The organism is Lysobacter sp. M2-1, from assembly GCF_022662495.1.
Lineage (GTDB): Bacteria > Pseudomonadota > Gammaproteobacteria > Xanthomonadales > Xanthomonadaceae > JAKPBU01.
In genome coordinates this window covers 287,075-313,616 of sequence record NZ_JAKPBU010000001.1, presented here as the reverse complement: position 1 = coordinate 313,616, position 26,542 = coordinate 287,075, and the positions used below count along the sequence as shown (strand labels likewise).

Sequence of the window (26,542 nt, the reverse complement as noted above, 5' to 3'; positions counted from 1 at the left end):
GGTGTTCAGTTCGAGAGGGATCCGGATCCGGCTGCGGATTCCGCGGCGATCCAGTCCAGATAGGCAGGCAATCCGTCGGCGATTTCGACCGCGATCAGTTCCGGCAGTTCGTACGGATGCAGCGCGACGAGACGTTCGCGCAGCTTAGCGAACCGCTGTTGGGTCGTCTTGACCAGGATGAGCACTTCGCCGGCACGCTCGATCTTTCCCTGCCACCGGTACACCGATTGCACGCCAGGCAGCAGGTTCACGCAGGCGGCCAGCTGCTCGCCTACCAGCGTGTCGGCGATATGCCGGGCGGTAGCTTCGTCGGGGCAGGTGCTGAGGCAGAGCAGGGCCGGCACGGGCAGATCCGGGCATCGAGGGCCCGCTAGGGTAGCCGAGCACCGGGCGCGGCCGGCGGCGGCACTAGGACGGCTTGGAGGTCCTGGCGGCGCGACTCCGGCCCAGGCGCTGGTGCGCCAGCTCTTCCACCAGTTCCACCAGCGCCATGCGGCCGCGGCTGGGCGCGTCGCGAAACGCCAGCAGCAGGCGCATTTCCAGTGGGTCGTCGACCAGCAGGGCATCCGCGGCCGCGACCGAGTACTGCGCGACTTCGAGGCCCAGGGTCATCGGGCCGCGCCCTGTGGCCAGCCATTCGAACTGGGTCCCGGTGGTGGTGGCGATTTCACGCAGGTGCGCCATCCGTGGATTCTTGCCCTGTGGTGACTCCCAGTGACTGACCGCACTGCGCTGGACCCCCACGGCCAGGGCCAAAGCGGTCTGGGTCAGGCCCGCATGGCGGCGGGCCATCCGGATCCGGGCTTGCAAGCTCATGCCAACTCCCTGGCCAAATGTCATGGCGGCCACAGTAAACAACGCGTGCGCGACCGGTTAGCCGCAAATGATAGCGGTGGTCACTATGTGAGCAACAGTAGGCACAAATTGTCTACTTTCGGTCACCAGGGGACGTATTGATCCGATGCGGGTATGCAATTGGGCCGATCGGGGTCCCCGGCCACCATTAGCAGGCGCTGCCTAGGGTCTGCCCCAGCTTTCGCTTTGGTATTGGCACGGGCGATGCTGCATTCACACCGGTTGGAGACCGGTTTCGACAGGAGTCGGGTCTCGGGGGGACACGGCCAGGACAGCCGGGCCAGGAACAGGCGTTATCTCCCAAGCGCGCATGGACCCCATGCGCGCTTTTTTCATTTCGACCCTTGAAGGCCAGGACCGCAGCCCCATATGCAGTCGCGTCCCGCCTAGCGGGTTCTTTGTGTCGGCAATTCTGGCAGTCGCCCTGTGCGGCTGCTAAAATTCCGCTTCTTCTTTTGTCCAATCAATCACTTGCAGAGGGTGCCATGAATCTCAAGCCGCTCTACGACCGCGTGGTCGTCAAGCCCATCGAAGCCGACGAAGTCACCGCCGGCGGCATCGTCATCCCCGACAACGCCAAGGAAAAGCCGACCAAGGGCGAAGTGCTCGCGGTGGGCGAGGGCAAGGCCCTGGACAACGGCAGCGTGCGCGCGCCGAAGGTCAAGGTCGGCGACAAGGTGATCTACGGCCAGTACTCGGGCAGCGCTTACAAGCTCGACGGCGTCGAATACAAGATCGTGCGCGAGGACGACATCCTCGCCATCGTCGGCTGAGCGTAGGGCGGGCCCAAGCCCGCCGTTTCGCAATCTCCTTTTCCTGACGGCGGGTCAAGACCCGCCCTACGAATCACAACTTCGGAGTTAGCAACAATGGCTGCCAAAGAAATCCGTTTCGGCGAAGACTCCCGCGCGCGCATGCTGCGCGGCGTCAACATCCTCGCCAATGCCGTCAAGGCCACCCTCGGCCCGAAGGGCCGCAACGTCGTGCTCGAGAAGAGCTATGGCGCGCCGACGATCACCAAGGACGGCGTCTCCGTCGCCAAGGAAATCGAGCTGGCCGACAAGTTCGAGAACATGGGCGCGCAGATGGTGAAGGAAGTCGCGTCCAAGACTTCCGACAACGCCGGTGACGGCACCACCACCGCCACCGTGCTGGCCGCCGCACTGATCCGCGAAGGCATGAAGGGCGTGGCCGCGGGCATGAACCCGATGGACCTCAAGCGCGGCATCGACAAGGCGGTGATCGCCGCCGTCGAGCAGCTCAAGAAGATCAGCAAGCCAACCGCCGACGACAAGGCGATCGCCCAGGTCGGCACCATCTCGGCCAACAGCGACGAGTCGATCGGCACGATCATCGCCGACGCGATGAAGAAGGTCGGCAAGGAAGGCGTGATCACGGTCGAGGAAGGTTCGGGCCTGGAGAACGAGCTGGATGTGGTCGAGGGCATGCAGTTCGACCGCGGCTACCTGTCGCCGTACTTCATCAACAACCAGCAGTCGATGTCGGCCGAGCTGGATGATCCCTTCATCCTGCTGCACGACAAGAAGATCTCGAACGTGCGCGACCTGCTGCCGGTGCTGGAAGGCGTGGCCAAGTCGGGCAAGCCGCTGCTGATCGTCGCCGAGGAAGTGGAAGGCGAGGCGCTGGCGACCCTGGTGGTCAACACCATCCGCGGCATCGTCAAGGTATGCGCGGTCAAGGCGCCGGGCTTCGGCGATCGTCGCAAGGCGATGCTCGAGGACATGGCGATCCTGACCGGCGGCACCGTGATCTCCGAGGAAGTGGGCCTGACCCTGGAGAAGGCCACGATCAAGGATCTGGGCCGCGCCAAGAAGGTGCAGATCAGCAAGGAAAACACCACCATCATCGACGGCGCCGGCGAGAGCTCGGGCATCGAAGGCCGGATCAAGCAGATCAAGGCGCAGATCGAGGAGACCTCTTCCGATTACGACCGCGAGAAGCTGCAGGAACGCGTGGCCAAGCTGGCCGGCGGCGTGGCGGTGATCAAGGTCGGTGCCTCGACCGAGATCGAGATGAAGGAAAAGAAGGCGCGCGTCGAAGACGCCCTGCACGCCACGCGTGCGGCGGTGGAAGAAGGCGTGGTGCCGGGCGGCGGCGTTGCGCTGGTGCGCGCGCTGCAGGCCATCGGCGAGCTCAAGGGCGCCAACGAAGACCAGAACCACGGCATCGCCATCGCCCTGCGCGCGATGGAAGCGCCGCTGCGCGAGATCGTCACCAACGCCGGTGAGGAGCCTTCGGTCGTCCTCAACAAGGTCAAGGACGGCAAGGACAACTTCGGCTACAACGCCCAGACCGGGGAATACGGCGACATGATCGCGTTCGGCATCCTGGATCCGACCAAGGTCACGCGTTCGGCGCTGCAGAACGCAGCCTCGATCGCCGGGCTGATGATCACCACCGAGGCCATGGTGGCCGATGCGCCGAAGAAGGAAGAGCCGGCGATGCCACAGGGCGGCGGCATGGGTGGCATGGGCGGCATGGATTTCTGATCCGGATCGTCGACGCCGCAATCGCAACACCGGAAGGCCCGCGCAAGCGGGCCTTCCTTTTTGGGGCCGGCCCACGGCGCCCCCTAACCCCGCCGGCTGCGGCGATGCGTTGATGGAGCACCTTCACAAGGAGAACGTGGCATGGCCCGGCTCGATCCCCGTGTATTCCTGGCCGCAGCTTTGCTGGCCGCGTTGTTAGCCTGCAGCGACCAGCCTCAAACCGAGTCTTCCGTTGCCGCCGATGCGGCGATGCCCGCGGCCGGCCGTGCCCAGGCGGGCTCTGCGCATGCCACCGCCGCCGCGGAGGAAGCCAAGGCCGTGGCCCAGGTGCAGCAGCCGGGAGTGGCCGCCGACCAGCTCGCATCCAGCGCCAATACCGCGACCGGTCCGCAGCGGCGCTTCGTGCGCACGGCCGATGCCAGCTTCCAGGTCCAGGACGTGTATGCCTCGACCCTGGCGATCGAGGATGCCGTGGCCGCCGAAGGCGGTTTCGTGGTGCGCAACAGCATCAGCACGCAGACGATCCGCCAGCTTGAACGTCCGTTGGGCGATTTCAAGCGCCTGCAGTTGTCGGAGGTCGTCACCCAGGGATCGCTGGTGGTTCGGGTGCCAGGCGAGCGCACCCAGTCGTTCCTGCGCGTGATCGCCAGGCAGATGCAGTTCCTGGATACGCGCAACTTCGAAGCCAATGATGTGCAGTTCGAGCTGCTGCGCCGTCAGCTGGCTTTCGCGCGCGCGCAGGAGCTGCAGCAGGCGATCCGCAGCGCGGCCGCGCAGCCGGCCAGGACCGGAGAAAAGATCGACGCGCTCGCTGCGCGTGAGCAGATGCTTGCGATCCGCGATGAGGCCACGGTCGCGCAGCGCGAGCTGGAAGACCGGATCGCCTTCAGCACGCTGCGGCTGGAGCTGCATGAGCCCTCGCAGGTACGCGAAAACACGGTGCCTGATACTGCCGCGCTGCTCCGAGACCGCGGCCCAGGCTTCTTTGCCGAAATGGGCGAAGCGCTCGGCACGGGTTGGCGTGCGCTGCTCGCGGCGATGGTGTTCGCGACCCGGCTGTGGCCGCTCGGGATCGGGCTGGCGGTCATCGCCTGGGTCATCGGGCGCCTGCGCCGCGCGCGTCGCTCGGGGTACAACGAGGCAGTGAGCAGGCGCACCGCCGACCCGGGCGGATGATGATCGGCGACAATCCGCCGATGCCGACCGACAAACCGCTTCCTGCTCCGACCATCGCCCTCGCCGCCGGCGGCACCGGAGGCCATCTGTTCCCGGCCGAGGCGCTGGCGCGCGAGCTGATGGCGCGTGGCCACGCCGTGGTGCTGTATACCGAGCAACGCGGCGCGCAGTACGTGCAGGCACTGCAGGGCATCGAACACGTGGTCCTGCCGGCACGCAGCCTGGCCGGCGGACTGGCGGGCAAGGCAGCCGCCGGTGCGACGATCCTGCGCGCGCTGTTGCAGGCGCGCGCCGACATGAAGCGCCGCGAGGTGGCCTTGGTAGCCGGATTCGGCGGCTATCCCAGCTTCGCGCCGGCGCTGGCCGGCAGGAGCTTGGGCCTGCCGCTGCTTCTGCACGAACAGGCCACGCGCTTGAGCATGGCCAACCGGCAGCTGCTGCGTTTCGCAGGCGCCGTGGCTTCCTCGTTTCCCTCCATCGCCGGCACGGAAGGGTTCGATTCGACTCGCGTGACGGTGACCGGCAACCCGGTGCGGGCGTCGATCCTGGAGGCGCGCGCCGCGTATCCCCGCTTCGACGCGGATGCGCCGCTGCGGCTGCTCGTGGTCGGCGGCAGCCAGAGCGCGCGCATCTTCGGAGAGATCGTGCCGCCTGCGCTGCTTGCCTTGCCCAAGGCGCTGCGCCGTCGCCTACAGCTGTCGCTCCAGTACAAGGGCGAGGATGCCGATGTCCTCGCCGCGCGCCTGCGCGATGGCGGTATCGCCGCCGACATCCGTCCGTTCTTCGACGACATGGGCGCACAGCTGGCGCAGGCGCACCTGATCATTACCCGTGCCGGCGCCAGTACCGCGGCCGACCTGCTCACCGCCGGTCGCCCGGCGATCTTCGTGCCGATCCCGCATGGCGGGTCGCGCGAGGAACAGCGCCGCAACGCCGAGACCTTGGCGCAGGCCGGCGTGGGCTGGTGGACGCCGGAGAGCGACTTCACCGATGCATGGTTGCGTGGCCGGCTCGAGTCGCTGTTTGCAGCACCTGACACGCTGCCCCAGGCCGCCGCCGCCGCCGTGGCGATGGCAAAGCCCAACGCAGCTGCAAACCTGGCCGATCTGGTGGAACGCATGCTCGAACCCAACGGAAACCCCGAACCATGAGCGATACGCGCAGCAGCGACGTGCTGATCATCGGCGGTGGCCACAACGGCCTGGTCTGCGCGGCCTACCTGGCAGGCGCCGGGTTGAAGGTGCGCGTGCTGGAACGGCGCGGCATCGTCGGTGGCGCCGCGGTGACCGAGGAGTTTCACCCGGGCTTTCGCAACTCGGTCGCCAGCTACACGGTGAGCCTGCTCAACCCCAAGGTGATCCGCGAGCTGCGCCTGGCCGAGCACGGGCTGCGCGTGGTCGAGCGACCCTATGCGAACTTCCTGCCGTTGCCGGACGGTCGCGCGTTCCGGCTGGGTGGCGGGCACACCCAGGCGGAAGTGGCCAAGTGGTCGCAGCGAGATGCGCAGCGCCTGCCGGAATACAACGCGATGCTCGACCGTGTCGTGGTGGTATTGCGCGAGCTGATGCAGCGCACGCCGCCGAACGTGTCCGACCGCTTCGTGCTGGCCGACTGGATGGCGTCGCTGTCCGCGGCGAAGCAGCTCAAGCACCTGGACATGCGCGGCCGCCGCGATCTGCTCGATCTGTTCACCAAGTCGGCCGGCGAACTGCTCGACAGCTGGTTCGAATCCGAACCGCTCAAGGCGGTGCTCGGCTGGGATTCGGTGGTGGGCAACTTCGCCAGCCCGTACACGCCGGGAAGCGCCTATGTGCTGCTGCACCACGTATTTGGTGAAGTCAACGGCAAGGCCGGTGTCTGGGGCCATGCCATCGGCGGCATGGGTGCGATCACCGCGGCGATGCGCAAGGAGTGCGAGGTGCGCGGCGTGCTCATCGACACCGATGCCGAGGTCGCGCGCGTGATCGTAGAAGGCGATAAGGCGGTGGGCATCGCGCTGGCGGACGGCCGTGAGCTGCGCGCGAACACCGTGGTCTCCAACCTCAACCCCAAGCTGCTCTACACCAGGCTCATCGCGCGCGAACACCTGGACGACGACATCGCCCAGCGCTTCGAACGCTACCGCTGCGGCTCGGGCACGTTCCGCATGAACGTGGCGCTGTCGGAGCTGCCGGACTTCAGCGCCGCGCCTGGCACGCAGCTGCAGCCGCACCACCAGAGCGGGATCCTGATCGGTCACTCGCTGCAGTACTTCGAGCAGGCCTATTTCGACGCCAAGTCGAAGGCGCACAACGCTGGATGGGCGCGCAATCCGATCGTGGAAGTGGTGATTTCCTCGACCCTGGACGACACGCTGGTCGATGCGCGCCTCGCCCAGGCCGGACAGCACGTCGCCAGCCTGTTCTGCCAGCAGGTACATCCCGAGGTCGACGGCGGCTGGGATGCGCATCGCGACACGGTCGCGAAGCTGATGATCGACACGGTCGATGCCTATGCGCCGAACTTCCGCGCCAGCGTGCTCGGCTACGAGGCGCTCTCGCCGCTGGACCTGGAGCGGCGCTTCGGCCTGGTTGGTGGCGACATCTTCCACGGTTCACTCGGCCTGGATCAGATGTTCAGCGCGCGGCCGCTGCTGGGCCAGGGCAATTACCGCGGCGCGCTCGACGGACTGTATCTGTGCGGTTCAGGCACCCATCCGGGCGGCGGGGTGACCGGCCTGCCCGGGCGCAATGCCGCACGCGAGATCCTCAAGGACCTGCACAAGGGGCCGCGTCCGGACTGAGCTGTCCCGCCGCGGCCGCGCACCGCGTTCGTTTCCAGCAACACCTCCGCCGGGAACCAGCCATGGGTCGAACCCCGTTGTTCCACCTGCTGCAGCGCGCGGCGCGCATCGCGCGTGCTTCCTTGCACGACGATGCACCGCTCGACGAGTTTTACGCACGGGGCAGGGAAGTGCGCTTCGACGCACAACGCCGACGCCTGCTGCAGGGCGGCGGGGCGGCGCTGGTGCTCGCGGGCTGCAGCGCGGTTCCGAATCCGGTGATGGCGCGGGGCGAGGAAGTGGTCATCGTCGGCGCCGGGATTGCCGGGCTGACCGCGGCCTGGCGCCTGCGCCAGCAGGGCGTGCGGGTACGCGTGTTCGAGGCGCAGACCCGGGTCGGCGGCCGGATGCTCAGCCTGCGCAACCATTTTCCGGAGGGCCAGGTGATCGAGCTCGGCGGCGAGCTGATCGACACCGACCACGTGCGCATCCGCGCATTGGCGCAGGAACTGGGTCTGGCGCTGGACGACCTGCTCGAAGGCGATACCGGCCACGACACCTGGTTCTTCGACGGCCGCGCGATCGGCGAGCGCGAGATCGTCGAGGCCTTCGTGCCGGTCGCCGCGGCGATCGAACGCGATCTCGCCGCCGCGGGCGACGGCAGCTACGACCATCGCGATGCGAATCCGGCGTTCCGCGCGCTGGATGCGCTCAGCATCGCGCAATGGTTCGACCGCAACGGCGTTTCCGGCTGGCTGCGCAAGCTGCTCGACGTGGCCTATACCACCGAGATGGGGCTGGAGATCGACCAGCAGTCTGCGCTCAACTTCCTCACCTTCATCGGCACCGAAGAGAAGGACGCGTTCAGGATTTTCGGCGCCAGCGATGAGCGCTTCCACGTGCGCGGCGGCAATGACCTGGTCCCGCAGCGCCTGGCGATGCGGCTCGATGACGCGATCGAGACCGGGCATGTCCTCGAGGCCGTCGCATCGCAGAGCGAGGGTTATCGCCTCACGTTCCGTACTGCGGGCGCATCGCGCGACGTGATCGCGCGTCAGGTGATCCTCGCCCTGCCGTTCACGCTGCTGCGCGATGTCCGCATTTCGGCCGAACTGCCAGCGGCCAAGCGCCGCGCCATCGACACGCTCGGTTACGGCACCAACGCCAAGCTGATGATCGGCTACGAACGCCGCGTCTGGCGCGAGCACGGCGCCAACGGTGCGGTGATGAGCGATCTTCCGTTCCAGACCACCTGGGACACCAGTCGCAAGCAGGCCGGCACCGCCGGCGCGCTGACCAACTTCACCGGCGGCCGGCACGGCGTCGAACTGGGACAGGGCAGCGCCAGGGAGCAGGCCAACGCGGCCACCCGAAGCCTGGACGCGATCTTTGCCGGCATCGCCGCCGCACGCGGCAACGGGCGCGAAGTACGGATGCACTGGCCCAGCCATCCCTGGGCGCGTGGCAGCTACGCCTGCCTGCGGCCCGGCGACTGGAGCAGCCTGCGCGGAATCATGGGCGAATCGGTCGGCGGCCTGCATTTCGCCGGCGAACACTGTGCGCTGGAAACCCAGGGTTTCATGGAAGGTGGCTGCGAATCGGGCGAACTCGCCGCCGAAGCGGCGCTGAAGAGTCTTGGAATCGTTTTCAACAAAGCTGCGTAAACCCTGGATTTCTGTACTCGTTGGTTTCTTTTTGCACTGCAGCGTGCACGAGGTCTAACGATACTTTCACAATCCTCCCCGCATCCCGACGTGGGGGAGGGAGCAGGCCCGCAGCGACCTTGGTCGTTGCGGGCTTTTTCTTTGCGTGGCCGGACCGAAGGCCGCAGTACGTGGCGCAACGCGATCTGTGGATTGCGATACGCTCCGTGTCAGCGTGACGCCCGTCACGCGCTGCACTTCAACAGGGGTCTTGCATGCACAAACTCGCAACCGCCATCGCGGCGGCAATCGGTTCGCTCGTGTTGCTCTCTGCCGCGTCGGTCGACGCTGCAACGCCATCCGCTCCCGCCACCAATCGCTATGTGGTGGTCTTCAAGTCCGGCACCCTGCCTGCCGACGCCGCGCTGCGCGTCCGCGCGAATGGCGGCAAGGTCACGCGTTCGTTCCAGCAGGTCGGCGTCGCCACCGTGCAGGGCGATGCGGCATTCGCCGCGCGCATGGCGAAGGACGGCAAGGTGCTGTCGGTGGGCAGCGAGCACGTGTTCAAGTTGCCCGCAACCGCGAAGCAGGAACTCGCGCAGATCGACGGCGCCCCCACTGCCGCCGACAATCTCTACGCCACCTATCAGTGGGACATGCGCCGCATGGGCGCTCCGGCCCTGTGGAATCGTCTGCCGCTGACCGCCAGCACCCCGCGCGTCGCGGTCCTGGACACCGGCGTGATGGGCACGCACCCGGATCTCGTCGGCCAGGTGGATGCGTCGGTGTCTACCACCTACTGCAACACCGTCGGACCGGATGGTTCGGCGGCCTATCCGGTCTACGCCACCCTGATCGATTTCGACGCGCATCCGGACTGGTCGCCGGACGACGGCTGCACGCCCGTCGCGGCCTCGTATGAAACCCACGGCACCCACGTGGCCGGCACCATCGCCTCCAAATTCGGTGGCGGCCGGGTGGTGGGCGTTTCCCCCGATGCCAAGATCGGCGCGTACAAGGTGTTCGACCGCTATCGCTACACCGATCCGGTCGATGGCCTGGTGGAGGGAGTCGGCGCGTTCGACGGCCCGCTGTTCAGCGCCATCATGCAGGCCACGCAGGCCGGCTATCCGGTGATCAGCATGAGCCTGGGCAGCCACGTACTGCGCAACGACAAGGGCAGCAATGCCTCGTGGCTGGCCTGGAACCGGGTCGCGCAGTGGGCCAACCGCAATGGCGCGCTGCTGGTGGCATCGGCGGGTAACTCGGCCTACAACCTCAACGGATCGCTGGCGCACGTGCCCTCGGACCTATCCACGGTGCTGAGCACGTCGGCCACTGGCACCAGCCAGCTGATCGCAGTGGGTGGCGAAAGCGTCGCCGCGCCGGGTTCGGACACCCTTGCGTCGTATTCCAACTACGGCTCTTCTGTCGACGTAGCCGCGCCTGGCGGCGACTGCGGCCCCGGCAACTGCAGCGATCCGGCGTACTTCATCCTGAACGCCGGCATCCGCGAGACCGCACCCATGGGCGTCCCGGTGTACTACTTCATGGCGGGCACCTCGATGGCCACGCCGCACGTGAGTGCGGTGGCCGCCCAGGTCCGCGCCCTGCATCCGGACTGGACGCCGGGCGAGGTGCGTTCCTGGCTGAAGGAAACCGCGCAGAACGTCGGCAGCCGCCAGGGCTTCGGTGCGGGCCTGGTCGACGCGGACGCCGCGACCCGGTAAGCGTCGCGTTTCGTTGTACGGCACGGGCGGCGCTGGCCGCCCGTGTTCGTTTGCGGTTCCGGAGGCCATGCCAGAATCGGGCGATGGACGTCGAGCCCGCATTGGCGCTGGTGATCGAGCGGGCGCTGGAGCGGCTGCAAGCCGCGGGTGTGGCGGTCGATGTCGATCGGCAGGCATTCGAGCAGGTCGCGCTTGCAAGCGATTTCGCAGTCGAAACGTTCGTCAGCCAACCCACGCTGGGGACGCGACTGGCAGGCGGCGACACCGCATGGCCGGACGCACCGCAGCTGGAGCCGGACAATCGTGCGGACTGGCCGCGGCTGCTGCGCCGTTACCGGGCGGCCGCATCTGCGCGCCTGGTCTGGCGCGACGTGCGCGGACTCGACGATGTGGACGCAACGCTCGCCGGCAGCACGCAGCTGGCGGAAACCTGCCTGCAGCTCGCGCTCGACGCGCTGGATCGCGACTTCGCCCAGCGCCATGGCGTGATCCGCAACGCGCAAGGCGAAGTCCAGCGGCTGGTCGTGTTCGGGCTGGGCAAGCTGGGCGGTGGCGAGCTGAATTTTTCCTCAGACGTCGACCTGGTCTACGCCTACGAGAGCGATGGTGAGTCCGACGGTGCCAGAAGCCTGGCGGCACCAGACTATTTCGCCCGCATCGGCCAGCAGCTGGCCAGGTTGCTCGATGAGGTGACCGCGGACGGCTTCAGCCATCGCGTCGACCTGCGGCTGCGGCCGTTCGGCAATGCCGGCAGGATCGCGCTCAGCTTCGCCGCGATGGAGCAGTACTTCCAGCGCGAAGGTCGTGACTGGGAGCGCTACGCGTGGCAGAAGGCGCGTCCGGTCGCGGGCGATCTCGACGCCGGCGAACGTTTTCTGGCCACGCTGCGGCCATTCGTCTACCGGCGCTATCTGGATTTCGGCGCGCTCGACGGGCTGCGCGCGATGAAGGCGGCGATCGCGGCCGAAGTGGCACGCAGGGAGCTGGCCGACGACATCAAGCGCGGACCGGGCGGGATCCGCGAGATCGAATTCCTGGTGCAGGCGCTGCAGCTGATCCGCGGCGGACGGGAACCGGCGCTGCAGGAACGCCGGTTGCTGCCGGCAATGCACGGGTTGGTCGTCGCCCGTCAGATCGACGCCGACGTTGCTGAAAGCCTGTCCGCGGCGTATCGCTTTTTGCGCCGGCTCGAAAACCGGCTGCAGGTGCTGCGCGACGAGCAGACCCACGTGCTGCCTGCCGATGCGCTCACCCGCCTGCGGCTGGCGCGCGGCCTGGGCTTCGTCCACTGGGAGGCCTTGCAGGGCGAACTGGAGCTGCATCGGGCGCGCGTTGCCGGTGAATTTGCGGCCCTGCTGGCGCCGCGCGGCCGCAGCCGCGCACCGGCCGCGCTCGGCGCCTACTGGTTCGCGCTGCCAAACGGCGGCGATGGCGACGCGCTGGCCACGGCTGGGTTCGCCGACGCCGGCGGCCTGGACGCCAGGCTGCGCGATTTCGCGCGTGCGCCCGGCGTGCGCGATCTTTCCGACGCTGCGCGCGCGCGCCTGGATCGGGTCATGCCGGCGCTGCTGCAGGCTGCAGCGGACGCGTCGCAGCCCGATGCGGCGCTGCTCCGGGTGCTGGCGCTGCTGCACAACATCCTGCGCCGTGGCAGTTACCTGGCGCTGCTGGACGAACAGCCGGCGGCCTTGACGCGGCTGGTCGATGCGGTGTCGCGCAGCGCGCTGCTGGCCGAACGCATCGCCGCCTATCCGCTGCTGCTCGACGAGCTGCTCGATGCGCGCGTGTCCGGCGAGTTGCCAGGGCGCGACGGGCTGCGCGAAGAGTGCGAGGCAGCCGTGGCTGGCCTGCACGGCGACGTCGAGTCCGTGCTGCAGGCGCTCAACGAGCGCCGTCAGGCGCTCGGCTTCCGCATCGGCTTGGCTACGCTCGACGGCCGCCAGCCGGCCACCGACAGCGCGCGGCAGCTGGCATGGCTGGCCGATGCGGTGGTCGCGATCGTGCTCAAGCTGGCGACCGCGGAAGTGGAACGCAGCCACGGCCGCATCGAGGGCGCGCGCTTCGCCGTGCTCGGTTACGGCAGCCTGGGCGGCGAGGAACTCGCCTTCGGTTCCGATCTCGACCTGGTCTTCCTGTACGACGCTGCTGCGACGGCGCATTCGGATGGCGCACGTTCCCTGGACGCGCCGCGCTGGTTCGCGCGGCTGGCGCAGAAGATCGTGGCGCTGCTGGGCAGCGAAACCGGCGCGGGCAAGCTCTACGAAGTCGACGTGCGCCTGCGGCCGGATGGCACGCACGGGCTGCTGGTGTCCACGTTCGCAAGCTATTGCGAGTATCAGCGCGAGCGCGCATGGACCTGGGAACACCAGGCCCTGGTGCGCGCGCGCTGCGTGGCGGGCGATGGGTCGCTAAGCGCCGACTTCAGCCGCCTGCGCGGCCAGGTGCTGGGGCGCGTGCGCGACCATGCCGCGCTCTTGCGCGACGTCGGCGACATGCGCCGGAGGATGCGCGCGGAACTCGATCGCTCCGATGCCGCGCGCTTCGATCTCAAGCAGGGCGAGGGTGGGTTGGTGGATCTGGAATTCATGCTGCAGGCGCTGGTACTGGCCGAGTCCTCGCGCGCACCGGCTCTGCTCGAACCGCGCGCGACGCCTGGCTTGCTGGCCGCCGCGGGCCAGGCGCGGCTGCTGGATGTCGAAACCGCCAATTCCTTGCGCCAGGCGCATGCGGTGCTCACCGACGCCGGCCTGCGCTGCACGCTCGATCGCCGCCCGCGGTTGACCGCGCCGACCGATGCCATCGCGGCCGCGCGCGAGGCGGTGGCGGCTGCGGTCCGGCGTGCAGGGCTGGATTTCAGTCGCACACGCTAGAGAGGGCATGGCCGGGTCGATGTCGCCGCCGGCGCAGCGGGCGATGCGCTTACAGGCTTAGCCTGCGGCGTACTTCGGCGGCCACACGCGCGGTTTCGCGGAGCGGTTCGGCCGGAAATGATTTGAGCGCGGCGTCGACCGGCTGGATGCGTCCGCGCGCGAGCAGCGCATCCAGGAATCGGCGCGGCCTGCCGCCGACCGAGCCGGGATCGAAGACGAAGACCGGCGCGCGGGTGGCGCAGGCTTCGCTGATCATGTTCACCGAATCGGCGGTACAGACGATTCGGTCCGCATATGCCAGCAGGCCGGGATAGGGATTCTCGCCGTCCGCCGCACCGAGCCAACAAGTCCCGGGCCAGCGGGAGGCGAACTCCCGCAGTGCGTCGAACAGCGCCGGATTCGTGCGCCGCGATGCGGTGAGCAAGAGGCTGCCGCCGTCGCGCGCCAGGGCGCGATCCAGCTGCGAGAGCAGGATCGGAAGCGCCGCAGCATCGAGTCGTGCGTGCCGGCTGGCGCCGCCGACCAGCACCGCGGTGCGTGGAGCCGGCAGCTGGGCGAACGCTGCTGCAAAGCGTGCGCGCGCCTGCGCCAGCCAGGCATCGTCCACCGGGTGCAGGCTGCCGAGCAGGGTGACGACGTTGTCGCCCCGCAGCCCGTCGTGCTCCGGTACGACCACTAGGTCCCAGTGTGTGGGCCGGATGCGCGGGTCGAGGATCTGCACTGCGCGCGTGCCACGCTGCCGCAGCAGGCGTGTGGCCAACGCGGCCTGGCGTCCACAGCCGACGGCCAGCTGCGGCGCCGCTTGCAATGCAGACGCGAATGCAGGGCCGAAGGCCCGCGTGGCCCCGGGCCAGCGGCGCGGCGCCAGCCGCTGCGCCAGCCATCCGGGCTGCAGCACGATGTCGCGTTCGGCTGCGATCCCGAGCGCATGCACCAGAGCCTGCGCCTGCCGCACATTGCCGGCATGGCCGTCGCTTACCGTCCATGCGCGTGGGGAATGCGCCAGGCCTGTCGGAGGTCGTTCCACTTATGTAGCCAATCCGTTGCGAAGCCGCAGCGTTCGCTTCACCGGCGGAACTTTACACTGCGCCACTTCGCCGCAATCGCGGCCGTCCTTCGAGAACCGGATGACCCAGGCCTCCACCGTGCCCGACAAACCCACCCTCGATCAGCCGGCTCTCGATCAACTCTTCCTGCAGGCGCGTACCTACAACGCGTTCTCGGGCGAGATCGACGACGCCACTCTGCACCGGCTTTACGATTTGCTGAAGTTCGGCCCGAGCACGGCCAATTCCACGCCCGCGCGCTTCGTGTTCGTGCGCTCGCAGGAGGCCAAGCAGCGGCTCGGCCCCGCGCTGGATGAAGGCAATTACGCCAAGACCATGGCCGCGCCGGTCACCGCGATCGTCGCCTACGACCTCCGCTTCTACGACAAGCTGCCGCTGCTGTTCCCGCATACCGACGCCAAGAGCTGGTTCGACACCAAGCCGGAGGATGCGCTGACCACCATCGCCCTGCGCAACGGCAGTCTGCAGGGGGCCTACCTGATCCTGGCGGCGCGTGCGCTGGGCCTGGACTGCGGCCCGATGTCCGGGTTCGACAATGCCAAAGTGGACGCGGCCTTTTTCCAGGGCACGTCGATCCGCTCCAATTTCCTGGTCAACCTCGGCAAGGGCGACCCGGCCAGCATCTTCCCGCGCTCGCCGCGGCTGGGCTTCGACGAAGCCTGCCGCATCGAGTGACCCATTCCCTGTCCACAAGGAGAGTTTCCGTGCGCAAGTTGTTGCTCGTCACCGCCCTGTTCGCCTTCACGGGCGTCGCGTTCGCGGCTCCGGTCAGCTACAAGATCGATCCCAACCACACCAATGTCCTCGCTTCCTGGACCCATTTCGGCTTCTCGCGTCCCACCGTCAACTTCGGCCAGGCCGATGGCACGATCGTCTACGACGCGGAGAATGTGGGCGCCTCGAGCGTGCAGGTCACTCTGCCGCTGAAGGGCCTCAGCGCACTGGCCGAGGACTTCTACGATCACCTGACCAGCGCGGACTGGTTCGACGCGGCGCAGTACCCGGACGCCACGTTCAAGAGCACTGCGGTCGAAGCCGCCGGCGAGGGCAAGCTGAAGGTGACCGGCGATCTCACCGTCAAGGGCATCACCAAGCCGGTGGTGCTGGATGTCACCCTGAACAATGCGGCCGAGCACCCGATGGGCAAGCGCGCGGCGATCGGTTTCGATGCCACCGCCACGGTCAAGCGCAGCGATTTCGGTCTGGGCAAGTACGCACCCAACGTCAGCGACGAAGTGGCGCTGCGCATCACCACCGAGGCGATGGTGCCGAAGGCCGAATAAGACCATTTATGAGGGAGCGGCCCTGGCCGTGAATGCCGCCCGCGCCGGGTAGAAGATCAGGCGCATCGCGGCCAGGGCCGCTCCCAAGATGAAGTCCATGATCATCGAACGCAGATCTGCGCAGCGCGGACAGGTGAGTGCCGGCTGGCTCGACAGCCGGCACACATTCTCGTTCGGCCACTATCACGACCCGCAATGGATGGGTTTCGGTCCGCTGCGCGTCATCAATGAGGACCGGGTCGCGCCGGGGGCGGGTTTTCCGCCGCACAGCCACGCCAATATGGAGATCCTCAGCTATGTGCTGTCCGGTGCGCTCGCGCACGAGGACAGCCACGGCGGCAAGGGGGTGCTGCACCCGGGCGAGCTGCAATGGATGAGTGCGGGCCATGGCATCGAGCACAGCGAGTTCAACGCCTCGCAATCCGAGCCGGTCCACTTCCTGCAGATCTGGATCCAGCCCGATCGGGTCAACGCTGCGCCGGACTACGACCAACGCGCATTCGATGCGAGGGACAGGCGCGGACGCTGGGTGACCCTGGCCTCGCCCGACGGCGGCGATGGCAGCATCGCGATCCGGCAGCAGGCCTGGCTGCGCGGCGTGCAGCTGGGTGCCGGCGACCGGGTCGCCGCGGTGATCGATCCCGAACGGCGCTACTGGCTGCACGTCGCGCAGGGTGAGGTCGACGTCGACGGCCGGCGGCTGCAGGCGGGCGATGCGCTGGGCTTCGTGAACGAAGCGGCGGGGCTCACGCTGCAGGGCGTGGCCGGACCGGACGCCGACATCCTGTTGTTCGACCTGCCCTTGTAGCAGCGCCGCTTCGGCGCGATCTGGTCCGGCAGCACTGCTGTGTGGTTTACGGCGCGCGCTAAACTGCGCGCATCCGATCCAGGCGCCGCCCATGACCGCCAGCCAGACCCCGACCCAGGCCAATGCGCAGAAGCAGTACGAGGTGCATCGCAGCGATCTGCCGCTGAGCTGCCCGCTGCCGTCGATGGCGCTGTGGAATTCGCATCCGCGGGTGTACCTGGCGATCGAGAACGAGGGCGGCCAGTCCGACTGCCCCTACTGCGGCGCGCACTTCGTCCTGGTCGACTGAAGCCCGGCCCGCGGCATGACGCGTCCGCTGACCGTCGTGCAGCTGCTGCCCGCGCTGGAGACCGGCGGGGTCGAGCGTTCCGCCCTCGAAATCGCCGCGGCGCTGGTGGGCGCCGGGCATCGCGCCGTGGTCGTGTCGGCCGGTGGCCGGCTCGTGCCGCAGCTGCATGAGCTTGGCGCGGAACACGTGGAACTCGATATCGGACGCAAATCGCTGCTGACCTTGCGCCGCGTCCCCATGCTGCGTCGGCTCCTGCGCGACTCGGCCGCCGATGTCGTCCACGCGCGCTCGCGCCTGCCGGCCTGGATCGGCTGGCGCGCGCTGCAGGGCATACCGTCCGGGCATCGCCCGCACTTCGTCACCACGGTGCACGGGCTCAATTCGCCCTCGCGCTACAGCGCCATCATGACCCGCGGCGAGCGCGTGATCTGCGTTTCGAACACGGTCCGCGACTATGTCGGGCGCCATTATCCGGCGACCGATCCGCGCCGCTTGCGGGTAATCGCGCGCGGAATCGATCCTGCAGCGTTTCCGCGCGCGGCGCCGCGGGATCCTGGCGCACGCGCGCAGCTGGCGGCACAGATTCCCCAGCTTGGCGGTGACGGTCCGCTGCTGTTGCTGGCCGGACGCGGCACCCGGCTCAAGGGTCATGCCGATGCGCTGGCGCTGCTGCAGGCGCTGCGAGAAGGCGGACTCGATGCCCGCCTGTGGATGCCCGGCGCGCGCGATCCGGACCGCGCAGCGTACGTGGCCGAACTCGAAAGGGAGGCGTTGAGGAGGGGTGTTTCCGGTATGGTTGCGATCACCGCGCCGAGTGCGGAGATGGCCCAGGCCTATGCCGCCAGCGACCTGGTGCTGCAGCTCTCGCGCAAACCCGAAGCCTTCGGGCGCACGGTGATCGAAGCGCTGTCGGTGGGCCGACCGGTACTGGGCTGGGACCATGGCGGGGTGGGCGAGCTGTTGCGCGAGCTGCAGCCGCAGGGCGCCGTCGCTGCGTTCGACGCCACAGCGCTGGCGGACCGCGCGCGGCATCTGCTCGCGCAACCGCCGGCGCCTCCGGCTACCATGCCTTACACGCTGCAGGCGATGCAGCAGGCCACGCTTGCGGTGTATCGCGAACTTGTCGACGCTCACAGCCAATCCTGATCCCACGCACGCGCAAGCGCACGGCTGGCGCTGGGCGCCGTGGTGGGTACTCGCCTTCGTTGCGTTGTGGCCTGCCCCCGGCTATGCCGAAGGCGTGATGGTGCTCGGTGCGCTGGCGGCAATCGTGAAGCTGCTGCTCGCGCGTTTTCGTGGCGGAATGCAGCTGCTCAGCGGACCGGCGTGGGCCTTGACCAGTGTGCTGTTCTTCGCCTACTGGCTGCCGGAACTGTTCTCGGCGGTGGATGCAGCGGATCAAGCGCGCGCGCTCAAGGAATCGCTGGTGGACCTGCGCTACCTGCCGTTCCTGTGGCTGGTGGCTGCCGCGGTTGCAGGCGACCGGGCGCGCCGGATCACATTCGTGGGCCTGGGCGTGATCGTGGGCATATGGACGATCGATGCGCTGCTGCAGGCCGGGTTCGGCGCCAGCCCGCTGTTCTCCGGCATCGACCGCATCAAGCACGCGATTAGCGGGCATGGCATGTGTCCGGTGCAGAACCTGGCCCAGGACCGCCTCAGCGGCGTGCTCGGGCCGTGCAACCTCAAGCTCGGCTTGGTGCTGGCCAGCCTGGCGCCGTTCGCGCTGTACGCGGCGGCGCGTCGCTTCGGCGCCATCGGCTGGATCGTCGCGTCAGCGGCGGTGGGCTTGGTCGTGCTGATGGCCGGTTCGCGCGCGTCATGGATCACCTACGGCCTGGTTCTGCTGCTTTCCGGCTGGCGCCTGCTGGGATGGAAGAAGCTGCTGGGGGTGTTCGCTTTCGGCGCGGTCGTGATGGCGGCATTGGTGGTGTTCTCGCCGCAGGTCCGCGACCGCATCGAACGCACCACCCAGGCGGTGACCGCCGATCAGGAAGGCGTCGACGTGGCGCTCTCCGGGCGGGCGCGCATCTGGGGCGCGGCCACGTGCATGGCGCGCCAGCACCCGCTCAACGGTGTAGGTGCGCGCGGCTTTCGCGAGCAGTTCGGCGCCTGCGACCCGGAGCCTGAAATGCCGGCGGCCTGGGGCTCGGGTCCGGCGCTGCACGCCCACCAGATCCTGCTGGAGATCCTGAGCGAAACCGGGGCGATCGGGCTGTTGCTGTGGCTGGCCGGCGCCGCCATGGCCTGGCGCGCCTGGCGCTATGCGAGCGCCGCGGCCCGCGAACGGGCGCGACCGGCGATGCTGGCACTGGTGGTGACGGTGTTTCCGTTCAACACCCATCTGGCGTTCTATTCCACGTTCTGGGGCGGGCTGACTCTGATGCTGGCTGCGTTGTATGCGGGCAGCCTGCTGGCGCGAGAGCGATAGTTTCACTCTTAGTAGCAGAGCTTTCGCCTAGCGGCGAGTTACTTTCTTTGCTGGTGCAAAGAAAGTAACCAAAGAAAGCACCTGCTCGTGAAATCAACCCCGCTCAGGGGAGATGCGGTGCCGTCGCCATTTTCGGACTCGCCATCCATGGCTCGGTCCGAAAACGGCCGGCATCCATGCCGGCCGCCCTCCGGGTGTCCGGATGCGGATTGCATGTGCAGTGTCGAGAAGGTCAAAGACGGAGGTCGACCTGTCGGCAGCAGATCATCTGGCAATTCGGCTTACCCACGCCTTTGACTTTCGCAGACCTGCAGAAGCCACCAGCCCCGGAAACCCCGGAGGGGCGGCGGCCATGGATGGCCGCCGTTTTCGGATCGAGGCAGGGATGCCGAGTCCGAAAATTGCTTCGCCACCCATACGCCTTGAGCGATCTGTCGAGGAAGGTGCTTTCTTTGCCTACTTTCTTTACTCGCACCTGCGGTGCTCGCCCTTCGGGCCGGCTTCGCCGTTCGCGCCTTCGGCGCAGTGCACCAGCAAAGAAAGTAGGTCGCCTTCAGGCGAAAGCTCTAGGCTCGAAAGGCGGATTCGAGAACCTGGATAGGGCCTAGCTGCGCCCGTATGGCGACTGCCCGTCCGGCGTGCGCTTGAAGCGCCGGTGGATCCACAGGTACTGCTCGGGTGCGGCCCGCGCCATGGTTTCGATACCCGCCATGACCCGCGCGGTGTCGGCAGTGGCATCGGTGGAGGGGAAATCCGCAAGCATCGGCGACAGCCTGAGCGCATAGCTTCCGTCCGCACGACGCGCATGCTGGAACAGCAGCACCGCCGCGCCGGACATCCGCGCCAGGGCATGGGTCGATGTCAGGCTGTGCGCGGGCTGGCCGAAGAACGGGACGAAGACCGCGTCGCCGCGGCTCGGATCCTGGTCCGGCGCGTACCACAGCAGGCCGCCACGCTTGAGATGCCGGACCGCGCCGCGCACGTCCTGCTTGGGGAACATGACGGCTGCGTAGCGCGCCCGGCCACGGCGCACCGCCCATTCCATGGCCGGTTGCGCATGCGGACGGTACATCCCGGCCAGCGGCACGTAGTCGCACATCAGCCGGCCGCAGACCTCCAGGGTGGTGAAGTGGCCGGAGACCACGATGACGCCGCGCCCGCCTTCGCGTGCGGCCTGGATATGCTCCAGGCCTTCGACTTCGATCCCGCGTCGCAGCGGGCCTACCGAGCCCCACCACGCGCGCGCGAACTCGAACACACCGATGCCCAACGCTGCGAAGTGCGCGCGCAGCAACCGGGCGCGTTCAGTTGCATCCTCTTCGGGAAAGCACAGCTCGAGATTGCGCGCGGCGATGCGCCGCCGCTGCGCCAGAACGAGCCGCAACGCATCGCCCAGGGCGCGCCCCATCGCGCGCTGCAGTGGCCAGGGCACGCGTGCGAGCAGCGCCATGGCGCCAATTCCGATCCAGGTGGGCCAGTCGCGCGGGGATACGGGCGGACGGGAGGATGACGGCTCAGGCGGCATTGCGGAATTCTAGCCGCCGGGCGGTCTGCGCCCGTGCAGCGCAGTCGCGCTCCGATCGAGCCTGATGCGTCGGCCAGGTCCGGACCGGCGCCGCAACCCTGTGCAGGACGCTCCGCTATCCTTGTCCGTATGCAGGCCACGCTGACCGAGCGGACGCTGCGCGGCCTGTATTCGGCCGCGCTGTACGTGCTGGTGCCGGTGACGGTGTATCACCTGATCTGGCGTGGCTTCCGCCAGACGGATTATTTCCAGCGCTGGAACGAACGCTACGCGGCCTATCGCGATGCGCCACATCCGGAGACGGTCTGGGTGCACGCGGTGTCGGTGGGCGAAGTCAACGCCGCTGCGCCGCTGGTCAACGCGCTGCTCGACAGCGTCCTTCCAAACAGCCGGACGCGACGCCGGCTGCTGGTCACTACCATCACCCCCACCGGATCGGCGCGGGTGCGCGCGCTCTGGGGCGATCGGGTCGAGCACGTCTACCTGCCCTACGACCTGCCGGGCATGGTGCAGCGTTTCCTGGCGCACTACCGGCCGCGGATCGCGCTGATCATGGAAACCGAACTGTGGCCGAACCTGTTGTTCGGCCTGCGCGACCAGGGCATTCCGGCCTACATCGTCAATGGCCGCCTTTCCGAACGCTCGCTGCGCGGCTACCGCTTCCTGCGTGCACTGCTGGGTCGCGCACTGCGCACGCTGCGCGCGGTCCTGGCTCAGTCGCAGGGCGATGCCGAACGTTTCCAGCGCCTGGGCGCGCTGCCTCCGCTAGTCACCGGCAACCTCAAGTACGACATCCTGGACGCCGCGAATGTCGGCGACACCGCGCGCGAGATCTGCCGCCGCATCGGCGGCCGCAAGGTGTGGATCGCGGCCAGCACCCATGCCGAGGAAGAGGCTTCGGTGATGGCGATCCATCGCCGGCTGCGCCGGCACTGGCCTGACCTGTTGCTGCTGTGGGCCCCGCGCCATCCCGAACGCTTCCGCCCGGTCATCCAGCAGGCGATCGACTCGGGCTGGCAGGTCGCCACGCGCACCCTCACCCATACGCCCGGTGCGGATGACGATGTGTTCGTGATCGACACGCTCGGCGAGCTGAGCGTCTTTTACCACTGCGCACAGGTGGCCTTCGTCGGTGGCAGCCTGCAGCCGATCGGCGGGCACAACCTGCTCGAGCCTGCCGCTGCCGGCTGCGCCGTGGTCACCGGACCGCACCTCCATAATTTCAGCGAGATCGCGCGGCAGATGACTGCCGTCAACGCGCTGTGCGTCGGCGAGGATGGCGAAGCAGTGGCCGCGTGCATCGAAGCCCTGCTGGAAGACGATTCAGCGCGCGTAGCGATGACAGCCGCGGGCAGGGCGCTGGTGGAACAGGGTCGCGGCGCGCTGCAGCGCACGCTGGCGGCGATCGCGCAGGACCTGCCGGGGGAAGGGACGGAGCCAATCAAGCGCGCTTGATGGGCTCCGTCCCGGTTACTACTGCGTGGTGGCTGCGCCGTTGAGATCGCGCGTGCTTGCATCCACGGTCAGCAACCGGTTGACGTCCTGCACGTCCTCGACATCCAGCGAACCGGCAGCCTGTTCCAGCAACAGCCGGTTCTGCAGGAAGTTGTAGCGCGCCAGCGCGTATTCGCGCTCGGCGTTGAACAGGGTCTGCTGGTTGACCAGCACGTCGAGCACGGTGCGCGTGCCCACTTCCAGTCCCACCTGCGAGGCCTCGTAGGCGGCGCGGGCCGAGGTCACCGCGGAGCGGCGCGCCTCGACTTCGCTGATGCCGGCGACCAGGGTCTGGTAGGAATTTCGCGTATTGCGCACCAGCGCGCGCCGGGTCTGCTCGAGCTGGTCCTGGGTGACGTCGCGCTGGGCGATCGCCTGGCGGACGCGCGACGAGGTGGCCCCACCGGAGAAGATCGGCACGCTCAGGGTCAGGCCCAGGGTGCCGCCGCGGGTGCCGTCCGAACCATCGGTGCTGAACTCGTTGCCGCTGATGGTCTTGGAGTCGGAGTAGTCGGCACCGAGATAGAGCGTCGGCAGGTGGCCGGCGCGCGCGGTCTGGATGTTGGCCTCGGACGATTGCAGCAGGTACTCCTGCGCCTTGAGATCGGGATTGTTCTCGATCGCCGCGGCGATCCACTCGTCCACGCCCTGGCTGCTGGGCAGGCTGGGCTGGAAGTCCTGGGGCAGCGCCTTGAGGTTGGCGATCGGCTGGCCGGTGATCTCGGTCAGCGCCTGGTACGCGTCCTCGAGTGCATTGCGGGTGACGATCGTGCTCGCCCGCGCGGCGTCGTACTGGGCGCGCGCCTCGTGCACGTCGGTGATCGGCGCCAGGCCCACTTCCAGGCGCTTGTCGGCGAAGTCGAACTGCTTCTTCAGCGCGGTCTCCTGCGCCTCGGCCGCCGCCAGGGTTTCGATGGCCACGAGCACGTTGAAATAGGCCTGCGAGGTGCGGGTCACCAGGTCGTCGCCGGCGGATTCGAGCTGGAAGTCGGCCGAGCGGCTGACCGCGCGCTCGCTGCGCAGGGTGTTGATGCGCCCGAAGTCGAACACCATCTGGTCGGCGTTCACGCCGAAGGTGCGCGAGGTCGAGCCCTCGATGTCGATGACCTGGTCCGGAGTAACCGGATTGTTGTCGTGGTCGACGGAGACCGACTGATCGACCGGAAACGAACGGCTCAGCGTCGCGCTGCCGTTGATCTGCGGCAGCATCGCCGCGCGCGCCTGCACCGCGCCTTCCTTGGTGGCCAGGCGATCGGATTCCGCGGCGGAAAGCTGCGGGTCGCCGGTGCGCGCCAGCTCGTAGGTCTGCAGCAGGTCTTCGGCGAAGGCGCTGGCAGGCAGCATGGCCAGGGCGAGGGCGAACACGAGCGGGCGACGGATCATGGGGAGTCCTTAGAGCTTGAATTCGGGCGCCGGCGCGGCGCCGGCCAGGTAGGGCAGATCGGTTTCGAACAACGAATCGATGCGCGGAGCGTTGACCTGGTTGCGCAGCAGCACCGCTTCCATCGCCGGGCGGCGTCCGCGCACGACGAACATCCGGCCGTCGGGCTTGAGCCATTGCACGAAGCGGCCCGGGATGCTGTCGACGGCGCCGCCGACACAGATCGCGTCGAAGCGGCGCTCGCTGTCCCAGGCGAATGCATCGGCGGTTTCGACCCGGACATTGGCGATGCGCTGCGCATCGAGTGCGGCGCGCGCCGCGTCGGCGAGGTCGGCATGGCGTTCCAGGCTGGTCACCTCGCGCGACAGCCGCGCCAGGCAGGCGGTCAGGTAGCCGCAGCCGGTGCCGATCTCGAGCACCGAATCGCCCGGTTCCAGCGCCAGGGCCTGCAGCGCGCGACCTTCGAATACCGGCTTGTGGCTGCGTTCGCCGTGGGCCAGCGGCAATTCCATGTCGGAGTACGCCAGGTCGCGGTAGGCCGGTGGCACGAAGGCTTCGCGCGGGAGCGCGGCCAGCACGTCGAGCACGCGTACGTCCAGCACGTCCCAGGGACGCACTTGCTGTTCGACCATCAGTTCGCGGGCTTTGGCGAAGTCCAGGGCGGCGTTCATTCGGGGCTCTTCAGGGATCGCAAGGGGGGCAATTCTAGCGGCCGGCCCTTGCGTTCGAACGGGTGCGGTCTTCGCCGGGTACGGGCACGATCCGCGGCGACAGCATGGCTGTACTAGCACACCAGCACTGAGTGCCAAAAGTCAGCCTGCCGGAAGTCACCGCCCGGGGCGCCGCTGCTCAACGCACCGCATAGGCGCGCAGGAACATGTCGACCGTTTCGGCGACATGGCGCTGCAGCGTCCGCGCATCGCCCGCGGCGGCGCCGCAGCCGAATACCTGCTGCGCATGCAGATCGCCCTTGAGCAGGACGAAGAACTGCGAAGCCGCCCGGGCCACGTCGTCGATCGCCAGCTCTCCGGCTTCGACCTTGTGGGCCAGCAATTCGGCGAAATTCTTCTGCACGCGTCTAGGCCCCGCGTCCCAGAACATCTGCGGCACGGGGGAAGCGGCCATCTGCGGAGTGCACATGATCCGGTGACCGGCTACGGCCCCGGGCGACATCACCATGGCCACGAAGGCATGGCCGATCTCGAGCAGGCAGTCGCGCACCGGCAGCCCGGCGCAGTCGGTGAACAGCGCGCTCGGCAGCTGCTGTTCGCAGTAGGCCTTGACGGCTTCGCCGAACAACGCCTCCTTGTCGCCGAAGTGGCTGTAGACCGTGAGCTTGGATACCCCGGCATCGGCCGCGATCTGATCCATGCTCACCCCCTCATAGCCCTGTTCCAGGAACAGTCGCTTCGCAGCCTCCAGGATCGCCGCGCCCTTGCTCAGATCCTTGGGGCGGCCGGGGGCGCCGGGCTTGCCCTTGGCGGTCTTGGCGATGGCGGCAGGCAGGGTCATGCGACAAATACTAGACCAATCGGTTTGATATTTATAGTATACCCGTCAGTTTATTAATGAGCTGGCAGCATGCGCACGCACATTCGAATGGGAACGCTAGCCGCCGCGACGCTGCTGCTCGGTGTGCTGGCAGGATGCGGCAATGATGATGCGGCCGATCCTGGCCCCCGGCCGGTGCTGGTCGCGCGCCCGCAAGGCGGGACCGATGCGGCCACCATCGCCTACGCGGGCGAAGTGCGGGCACGCGAGGAGAGCGCGCTGTCCTTTCGCGTCGGCGGCAACCTGGTGCGGCGCCTGGTCGATGTGGGCGACGTGGTCAGGCGCGGCCAGATCCTGGCCGAGCTCGATCCGGACGACCTGCGCCTGCAGGCGCAGGCCGCGCAGGCCCAGGCAGCGGCGGCCGAGGCCGAGCTGCAGCGCACCGCCGCGGACCGCGCGCGCTACCAGGCCTTGCTCGCCGACCAGTTGATCAGCCGCTCGGCCTACGACCAGGCCAACACCGCCTACAAGGCAGCAGCTGGACAGGCCAACGCCGCACGCGCCAACCTGGATGTCGCCCGCAACCAGGCCGGCTACGCGCAGCTGCGCGCGCCGCACGATGGCGTAATCGCGTCGCGCCAGGCCGAGGCCGGACAGGTCGTCGGCGCAGGCCAGACCATCTTCACCTTTTCGGGCGACACCGGCCGGGAAGTCGCCATCGCCCTGTCCGAGGCGCGGATCCGCGACTTCCGGGTCGGGCAACCGGTGCTGGTCGAACTGTGGAGCGCGCCGGGGCAGCGCCTGCCGGGCACGATCCGCGAGATCGCACCCGCCGCCGACCCGCAGGCACGTACCTATGCCGCGCGGGTCGCCCTGCCGCCCGAGTCGGCACGTGCGGTCGAGCTTGGCCAGAGCGCACGCGTGTATGTGCAACAGGACGGCCACCGGGCGGCGCCCAGCGTGCCGCTCTCGGCGATCCAGCGCGGCGCGAACGGCGCAACCGCGCTGTGGGTGGTCGACCCGGCAACCCGCAAGCTCACCTCGCGCGCGGTGAAACTAGGCCCGTATGCCGAGGATCGCGTGCCCGTGCTCGATGGCCTCGACGCCGATGCCTGGGTGGTCGTTGCCGGCGGCCACCTGCTGCGCGAAGGCCAACGCGTCGAGCCGGTCGATCGCCAGAACAGGCCGGTGCTGCCGCCGGCGCCGCGCATCGCCGCCAAGGACTGAA

General features: G+C 68.2%; 23 protein-coding genes. 16 read left to right on the top strand and 7 right to left on the bottom strand.

Annotation, left to right across the window (positions count from 1 at the left end):
* Positions 1 to 5 precede the first annotated feature (5 nt).
* Both cutA and MC375_RS01305 read right to left on the bottom strand, forming a co-directional pair.
* On the bottom strand, positions 6 to 350 hold the full coding sequence (gene cutA / locus MC375_RS01310) for a divalent-cation tolerance protein CutA (protein ID WP_242102922.1): 345 nt from the start codon (positions 348 to 350) through the stop codon (positions 6 to 8).
* Positions 351 to 408: 58 nt separating this feature from the next.
* Positions 409 to 816, bottom strand: a complete 408-nt coding sequence (locus tag MC375_RS01305; RefSeq protein WP_242101474.1) for a helix-turn-helix transcriptional regulator — start codon at positions 814 to 816, stop codon at positions 409 to 411.
* Positions 817 to 1,340: 524 nt separating this feature from the next.
* On the opposite strand from MC375_RS01305, the gene groES reads away from it, so the two are divergent.
* The 8 genes from groES (at position 1,341) to glnE (ending at position 13,545) form a co-directional block, all read left to right on the top strand.
* Positions 1,341 to 1,628, top strand: coding sequence for a co-chaperone GroES (groES, locus tag MC375_RS01300; protein WP_242101473.1), 288 nt, complete (start codon positions 1,341 to 1,343; stop codon positions 1,626 to 1,628).
* Between the two features lie 96 nt (positions 1,629 to 1,724).
* A complete protein-coding gene (gene groL, locus MC375_RS01295) occupies positions 1,725 to 3,365 on the top strand; it encodes a chaperonin GroEL (RefSeq protein ID WP_242101472.1) in 1,641 nt (546 codons plus the stop codon).
* 141 nt (positions 3,366 to 3,506) lie between these two features.
* Positions 3,507 to 4,541: a DUF4349 domain-containing protein gene (locus MC375_RS01290; RefSeq protein ID WP_242101471.1), complete on the top strand. Its 1,035-nt coding sequence runs from the start codon at positions 3,507 to 3,509 to the stop codon at positions 4,539 to 4,541.
* 20 nt (positions 4,542 to 4,561) lie between these two features.
* A complete protein-coding gene (locus MC375_RS01285; protein WP_242101470.1) occupies positions 4,562 to 5,692 on the top strand; it encodes a UDP-N-acetylglucosamine--N-acetylmuramyl-(pentapeptide) pyrophosphoryl-undecaprenol N-acetylglucosamine transferase in 1,131 nt (376 codons plus the stop codon).
* Complete coding sequence (locus MC375_RS01280; protein ID WP_242101469.1) at positions 5,689 to 7,323, top strand: NAD(P)/FAD-dependent oxidoreductase; 1,635 nt, start codon at positions 5,689 to 5,691, stop codon at positions 7,321 to 7,323. The genes MC375_RS01285 and MC375_RS01280 overlap by 4 nt, the downstream gene beginning before the upstream one ends.
* A 62-nt stretch (positions 7,324 to 7,385) precedes the next feature.
* Positions 7,386 to 8,966, top strand: coding sequence for an NAD(P)/FAD-dependent oxidoreductase (locus tag MC375_RS01275; RefSeq protein WP_242101468.1), 1,581 nt, complete (start codon positions 7,386 to 7,388; stop codon positions 8,964 to 8,966).
* 254 nt (positions 8,967 to 9,220) lie between these two features.
* Positions 9,221 to 10,675: a S8 family serine peptidase gene (locus MC375_RS01270; protein WP_277929264.1), complete on the top strand. Its 1,455-nt coding sequence runs from the start codon at positions 9,221 to 9,223 to the stop codon at positions 10,673 to 10,675.
* A gap of 83 nt (positions 10,676 to 10,758) precedes the next feature.
* Positions 10,759 to 13,545 (top strand): bifunctional [glutamate--ammonia ligase]-adenylyl-L-tyrosine phosphorylase/[glutamate--ammonia-ligase] adenylyltransferase, encoded by a 2,787-nt coding sequence (glnE, locus tag MC375_RS01265; RefSeq protein ID WP_242101467.1) that lies wholly within the window; start codon positions 10,759 to 10,761, stop codon positions 13,543 to 13,545.
* A gap of 49 nt (positions 13,546 to 13,594) precedes the next feature.
* Here glnE and MC375_RS01260 read toward each other — a convergent pair whose 3' ends face one another.
* Positions 13,595 to 14,572 (bottom strand): mitochondrial fission ELM1 family protein, encoded by a 978-nt coding sequence (locus MC375_RS01260; RefSeq protein WP_242101466.1) that lies wholly within the window; start codon positions 14,570 to 14,572, stop codon positions 13,595 to 13,597.
* Between the two features lie 100 nt (positions 14,573 to 14,672).
* On the opposite strand from MC375_RS01260, the gene MC375_RS01255 reads away from it, so the two are divergent.
* The 6 genes from MC375_RS01255 to MC375_RS01230 all read left to right on the top strand — a co-directional run bounded on the left by MC375_RS01255 (position 14,673) and on the right by MC375_RS01230 (position 19,423).
* Positions 14,673 to 15,287 carry a malonic semialdehyde reductase gene (locus tag MC375_RS01255; protein ID WP_242101465.1) on the top strand — a complete coding sequence of 205 codons (615 nt, stop codon included), beginning with the start codon at positions 14,673 to 14,675 and terminating at the stop codon, positions 15,285 to 15,287.
* Positions 15,288 to 15,325: 38 nt separating this feature from the next.
* Positions 15,326 to 15,895, top strand: coding sequence for a YceI family protein (locus MC375_RS01250; RefSeq protein WP_242102920.1), 570 nt, complete (start codon positions 15,326 to 15,328; stop codon positions 15,893 to 15,895).
* A 97-nt stretch (positions 15,896 to 15,992) separates the two neighbouring features.
* Positions 15,993 to 16,703 carry a pirin family protein gene (locus MC375_RS01245; RefSeq protein ID WP_242101464.1) on the top strand — a complete coding sequence of 237 codons (711 nt, stop codon included), beginning with the start codon at positions 15,993 to 15,995 and terminating at the stop codon, positions 16,701 to 16,703.
* Between the two features lie 91 nt (positions 16,704 to 16,794).
* A complete protein-coding gene (locus MC375_RS01240) occupies positions 16,795 to 16,992 on the top strand; it encodes a zinc-finger domain-containing protein (protein ID WP_242101463.1) in 198 nt (65 codons plus the stop codon).
* A 15-nt stretch (positions 16,993 to 17,007) separates the two neighbouring features.
* A complete protein-coding gene (locus MC375_RS01235) occupies positions 17,008 to 18,138 on the top strand; it encodes a glycosyltransferase (protein WP_242101462.1) in 1,131 nt (376 codons plus the stop codon).
* A complete protein-coding gene (locus tag MC375_RS01230; protein WP_242101461.1) occupies positions 18,113 to 19,423 on the top strand; it encodes an O-antigen ligase in 1,311 nt (436 codons plus the stop codon). Before MC375_RS01235 ends, MC375_RS01230 begins: the two co-directional genes overlap by 26 nt.
* Before the next feature lie 604 nt (positions 19,424 to 20,027).
* Here the strand turns inward: MC375_RS01230 and lpxL are convergent.
* Positions 20,028 to 20,948 carry an LpxL/LpxP family Kdo(2)-lipid IV(A) lauroyl/palmitoleoyl acyltransferase gene (gene lpxL, locus MC375_RS01225; protein WP_242101460.1) on the bottom strand — a complete coding sequence of 307 codons (921 nt, stop codon included), beginning with the start codon at positions 20,946 to 20,948 and terminating at the stop codon, positions 20,028 to 20,030.
* Positions 20,949 to 21,077: 129 nt separating this feature from the next.
* On the opposite strand from lpxL, the gene waaA reads away from it, so the two are divergent.
* Entirely contained in the window at positions 21,078 to 22,403 is a 1,326-nt protein-coding gene (gene waaA, locus MC375_RS01220; RefSeq protein ID WP_242101459.1) for a lipid IV(A) 3-deoxy-D-manno-octulosonic acid transferase, read from the top strand.
* Between the two features lie 18 nt (positions 22,404 to 22,421).
* On the opposite strand, the gene MC375_RS01215 is transcribed toward waaA, so the two are convergent.
* The 3 genes from MC375_RS01215 to MC375_RS01205 form a co-directional block, all read right to left on the bottom strand.
* The gene (locus MC375_RS01215; RefSeq protein ID WP_242101458.1) at positions 22,422 to 23,825 is read right to left on the bottom strand and encodes a TolC family outer membrane protein; all 1,404 of its coding nucleotides are present in this window, start codon (positions 23,823 to 23,825) and stop codon (positions 22,422 to 22,424) included.
* A 9-nt stretch (positions 23,826 to 23,834) separates the two neighbouring features.
* Positions 23,835 to 24,494 (bottom strand): protein-L-isoaspartate O-methyltransferase, encoded by a 660-nt coding sequence (locus tag MC375_RS01210; RefSeq protein WP_242101457.1) that lies wholly within the window; start codon positions 24,492 to 24,494, stop codon positions 23,835 to 23,837.
* Between the two features lie 178 nt (positions 24,495 to 24,672).
* Positions 24,673 to 25,335, bottom strand: a complete 663-nt coding sequence (locus MC375_RS01205; RefSeq protein ID WP_242101456.1) for a TetR/AcrR family transcriptional regulator — start codon at positions 25,333 to 25,335, stop codon at positions 24,673 to 24,675.
* A gap of 87 nt (positions 25,336 to 25,422) precedes the next feature.
* Between MC375_RS01205 and MC375_RS01200 the strand changes: the two genes are divergently transcribed.
* Positions 25,423 to 26,541: an efflux RND transporter periplasmic adaptor subunit gene (locus tag MC375_RS01200; RefSeq protein WP_242101455.1), complete on the top strand. Its 1,119-nt coding sequence runs from the start codon at positions 25,423 to 25,425 to the stop codon at positions 26,539 to 26,541.
* Position 26,542: the final 1 nt, after the last annotated feature.

What these genes read in the sequence shown, in the direction of transcription:
- MC375_RS01305 (WP_242101474.1), bottom strand. Translation starts at nt 816, where the DNA reads ATGAGCTTGCAAGCCCGGATCCGGATGGCCCGCCGCCATGCGGGCCTG.
- groES (WP_242101473.1), top strand. Translation starts at nt 1,341, where the DNA reads ATGAATCTCAAGCCGCTCTACGACCGCGTGGTCGTCAAGCCCATCGAA.
- groL (WP_242101472.1), top strand. Translation starts at nt 1,725, where the DNA reads ATGGCTGCCAAAGAAATCCGTTTCGGCGAAGACTCCCGCGCGCGCATG.
- MC375_RS01290 (WP_242101471.1), top strand. Translation starts at nt 3,507, where the DNA reads ATGGCCCGGCTCGATCCCCGTGTATTCCTGGCCGCAGCTTTGCTGGCC.
- MC375_RS01285 (WP_242101470.1), top strand. Translation starts at nt 4,562, where the DNA reads ATGCCGACCGACAAACCGCTTCCTGCTCCGACCATCGCCCTCGCCGCC.
- MC375_RS01280 (WP_242101469.1), top strand. Translation starts at nt 5,689, where the DNA reads ATGAGCGATACGCGCAGCAGCGACGTGCTGATCATCGGCGGTGGCCAC.
- MC375_RS01275 (WP_242101468.1), top strand. Translation starts at nt 7,386, where the DNA reads ATGGGTCGAACCCCGTTGTTCCACCTGCTGCAGCGCGCGGCGCGCATC.
- MC375_RS01270 (WP_277929264.1), top strand. Translation starts at nt 9,221, where the DNA reads ATGCACAAACTCGCAACCGCCATCGCGGCGGCAATCGGTTCGCTCGTG.
- glnE (WP_242101467.1), top strand. Translation starts at nt 10,759, where the DNA reads ATGGACGTCGAGCCCGCATTGGCGCTGGTGATCGAGCGGGCGCTGGAG.
- MC375_RS01255 (WP_242101465.1), top strand. Translation starts at nt 14,673, where the DNA reads ATGACCCAGGCCTCCACCGTGCCCGACAAACCCACCCTCGATCAGCCG.
- MC375_RS01245 (WP_242101464.1), top strand. Translation starts at nt 15,993, where the DNA reads ATGATCATCGAACGCAGATCTGCGCAGCGCGGACAGGTGAGTGCCGGC.
- MC375_RS01240 (WP_242101463.1), top strand. Translation starts at nt 16,795, where the DNA reads ATGACCGCCAGCCAGACCCCGACCCAGGCCAATGCGCAGAAGCAGTAC.
- MC375_RS01235 (WP_242101462.1), top strand. Translation starts at nt 17,008, where the DNA reads ATGACGCGTCCGCTGACCGTCGTGCAGCTGCTGCCCGCGCTGGAGACC.
- lpxL (WP_242101460.1), bottom strand. Translation starts at nt 20,948, where the DNA reads ATGCCGCCTGAGCCGTCATCCTCCCGTCCGCCCGTATCCCCGCGCGAC.
- waaA (WP_242101459.1), top strand. Translation starts at nt 21,078, where the DNA reads ATGCAGGCCACGCTGACCGAGCGGACGCTGCGCGGCCTGTATTCGGCC.
- MC375_RS01215 (WP_242101458.1), bottom strand. Translation starts at nt 23,825, where the DNA reads ATGATCCGTCGCCCGCTCGTGTTCGCCCTCGCCCTGGCCATGCTGCCT.
- MC375_RS01210 (WP_242101457.1), bottom strand. Translation starts at nt 24,494, where the DNA reads ATGAACGCCGCCCTGGACTTCGCCAAAGCCCGCGAACTGATGGTCGAA.
- MC375_RS01205 (WP_242101456.1), bottom strand. Translation starts at nt 25,335, where the DNA reads ATGACCCTGCCTGCCGCCATCGCCAAGACCGCCAAGGGCAAGCCCGGC.
- MC375_RS01200 (WP_242101455.1), top strand. Translation starts at nt 25,423, where the DNA reads ATGGGAACGCTAGCCGCCGCGACGCTGCTGCTCGGTGTGCTGGCAGGA.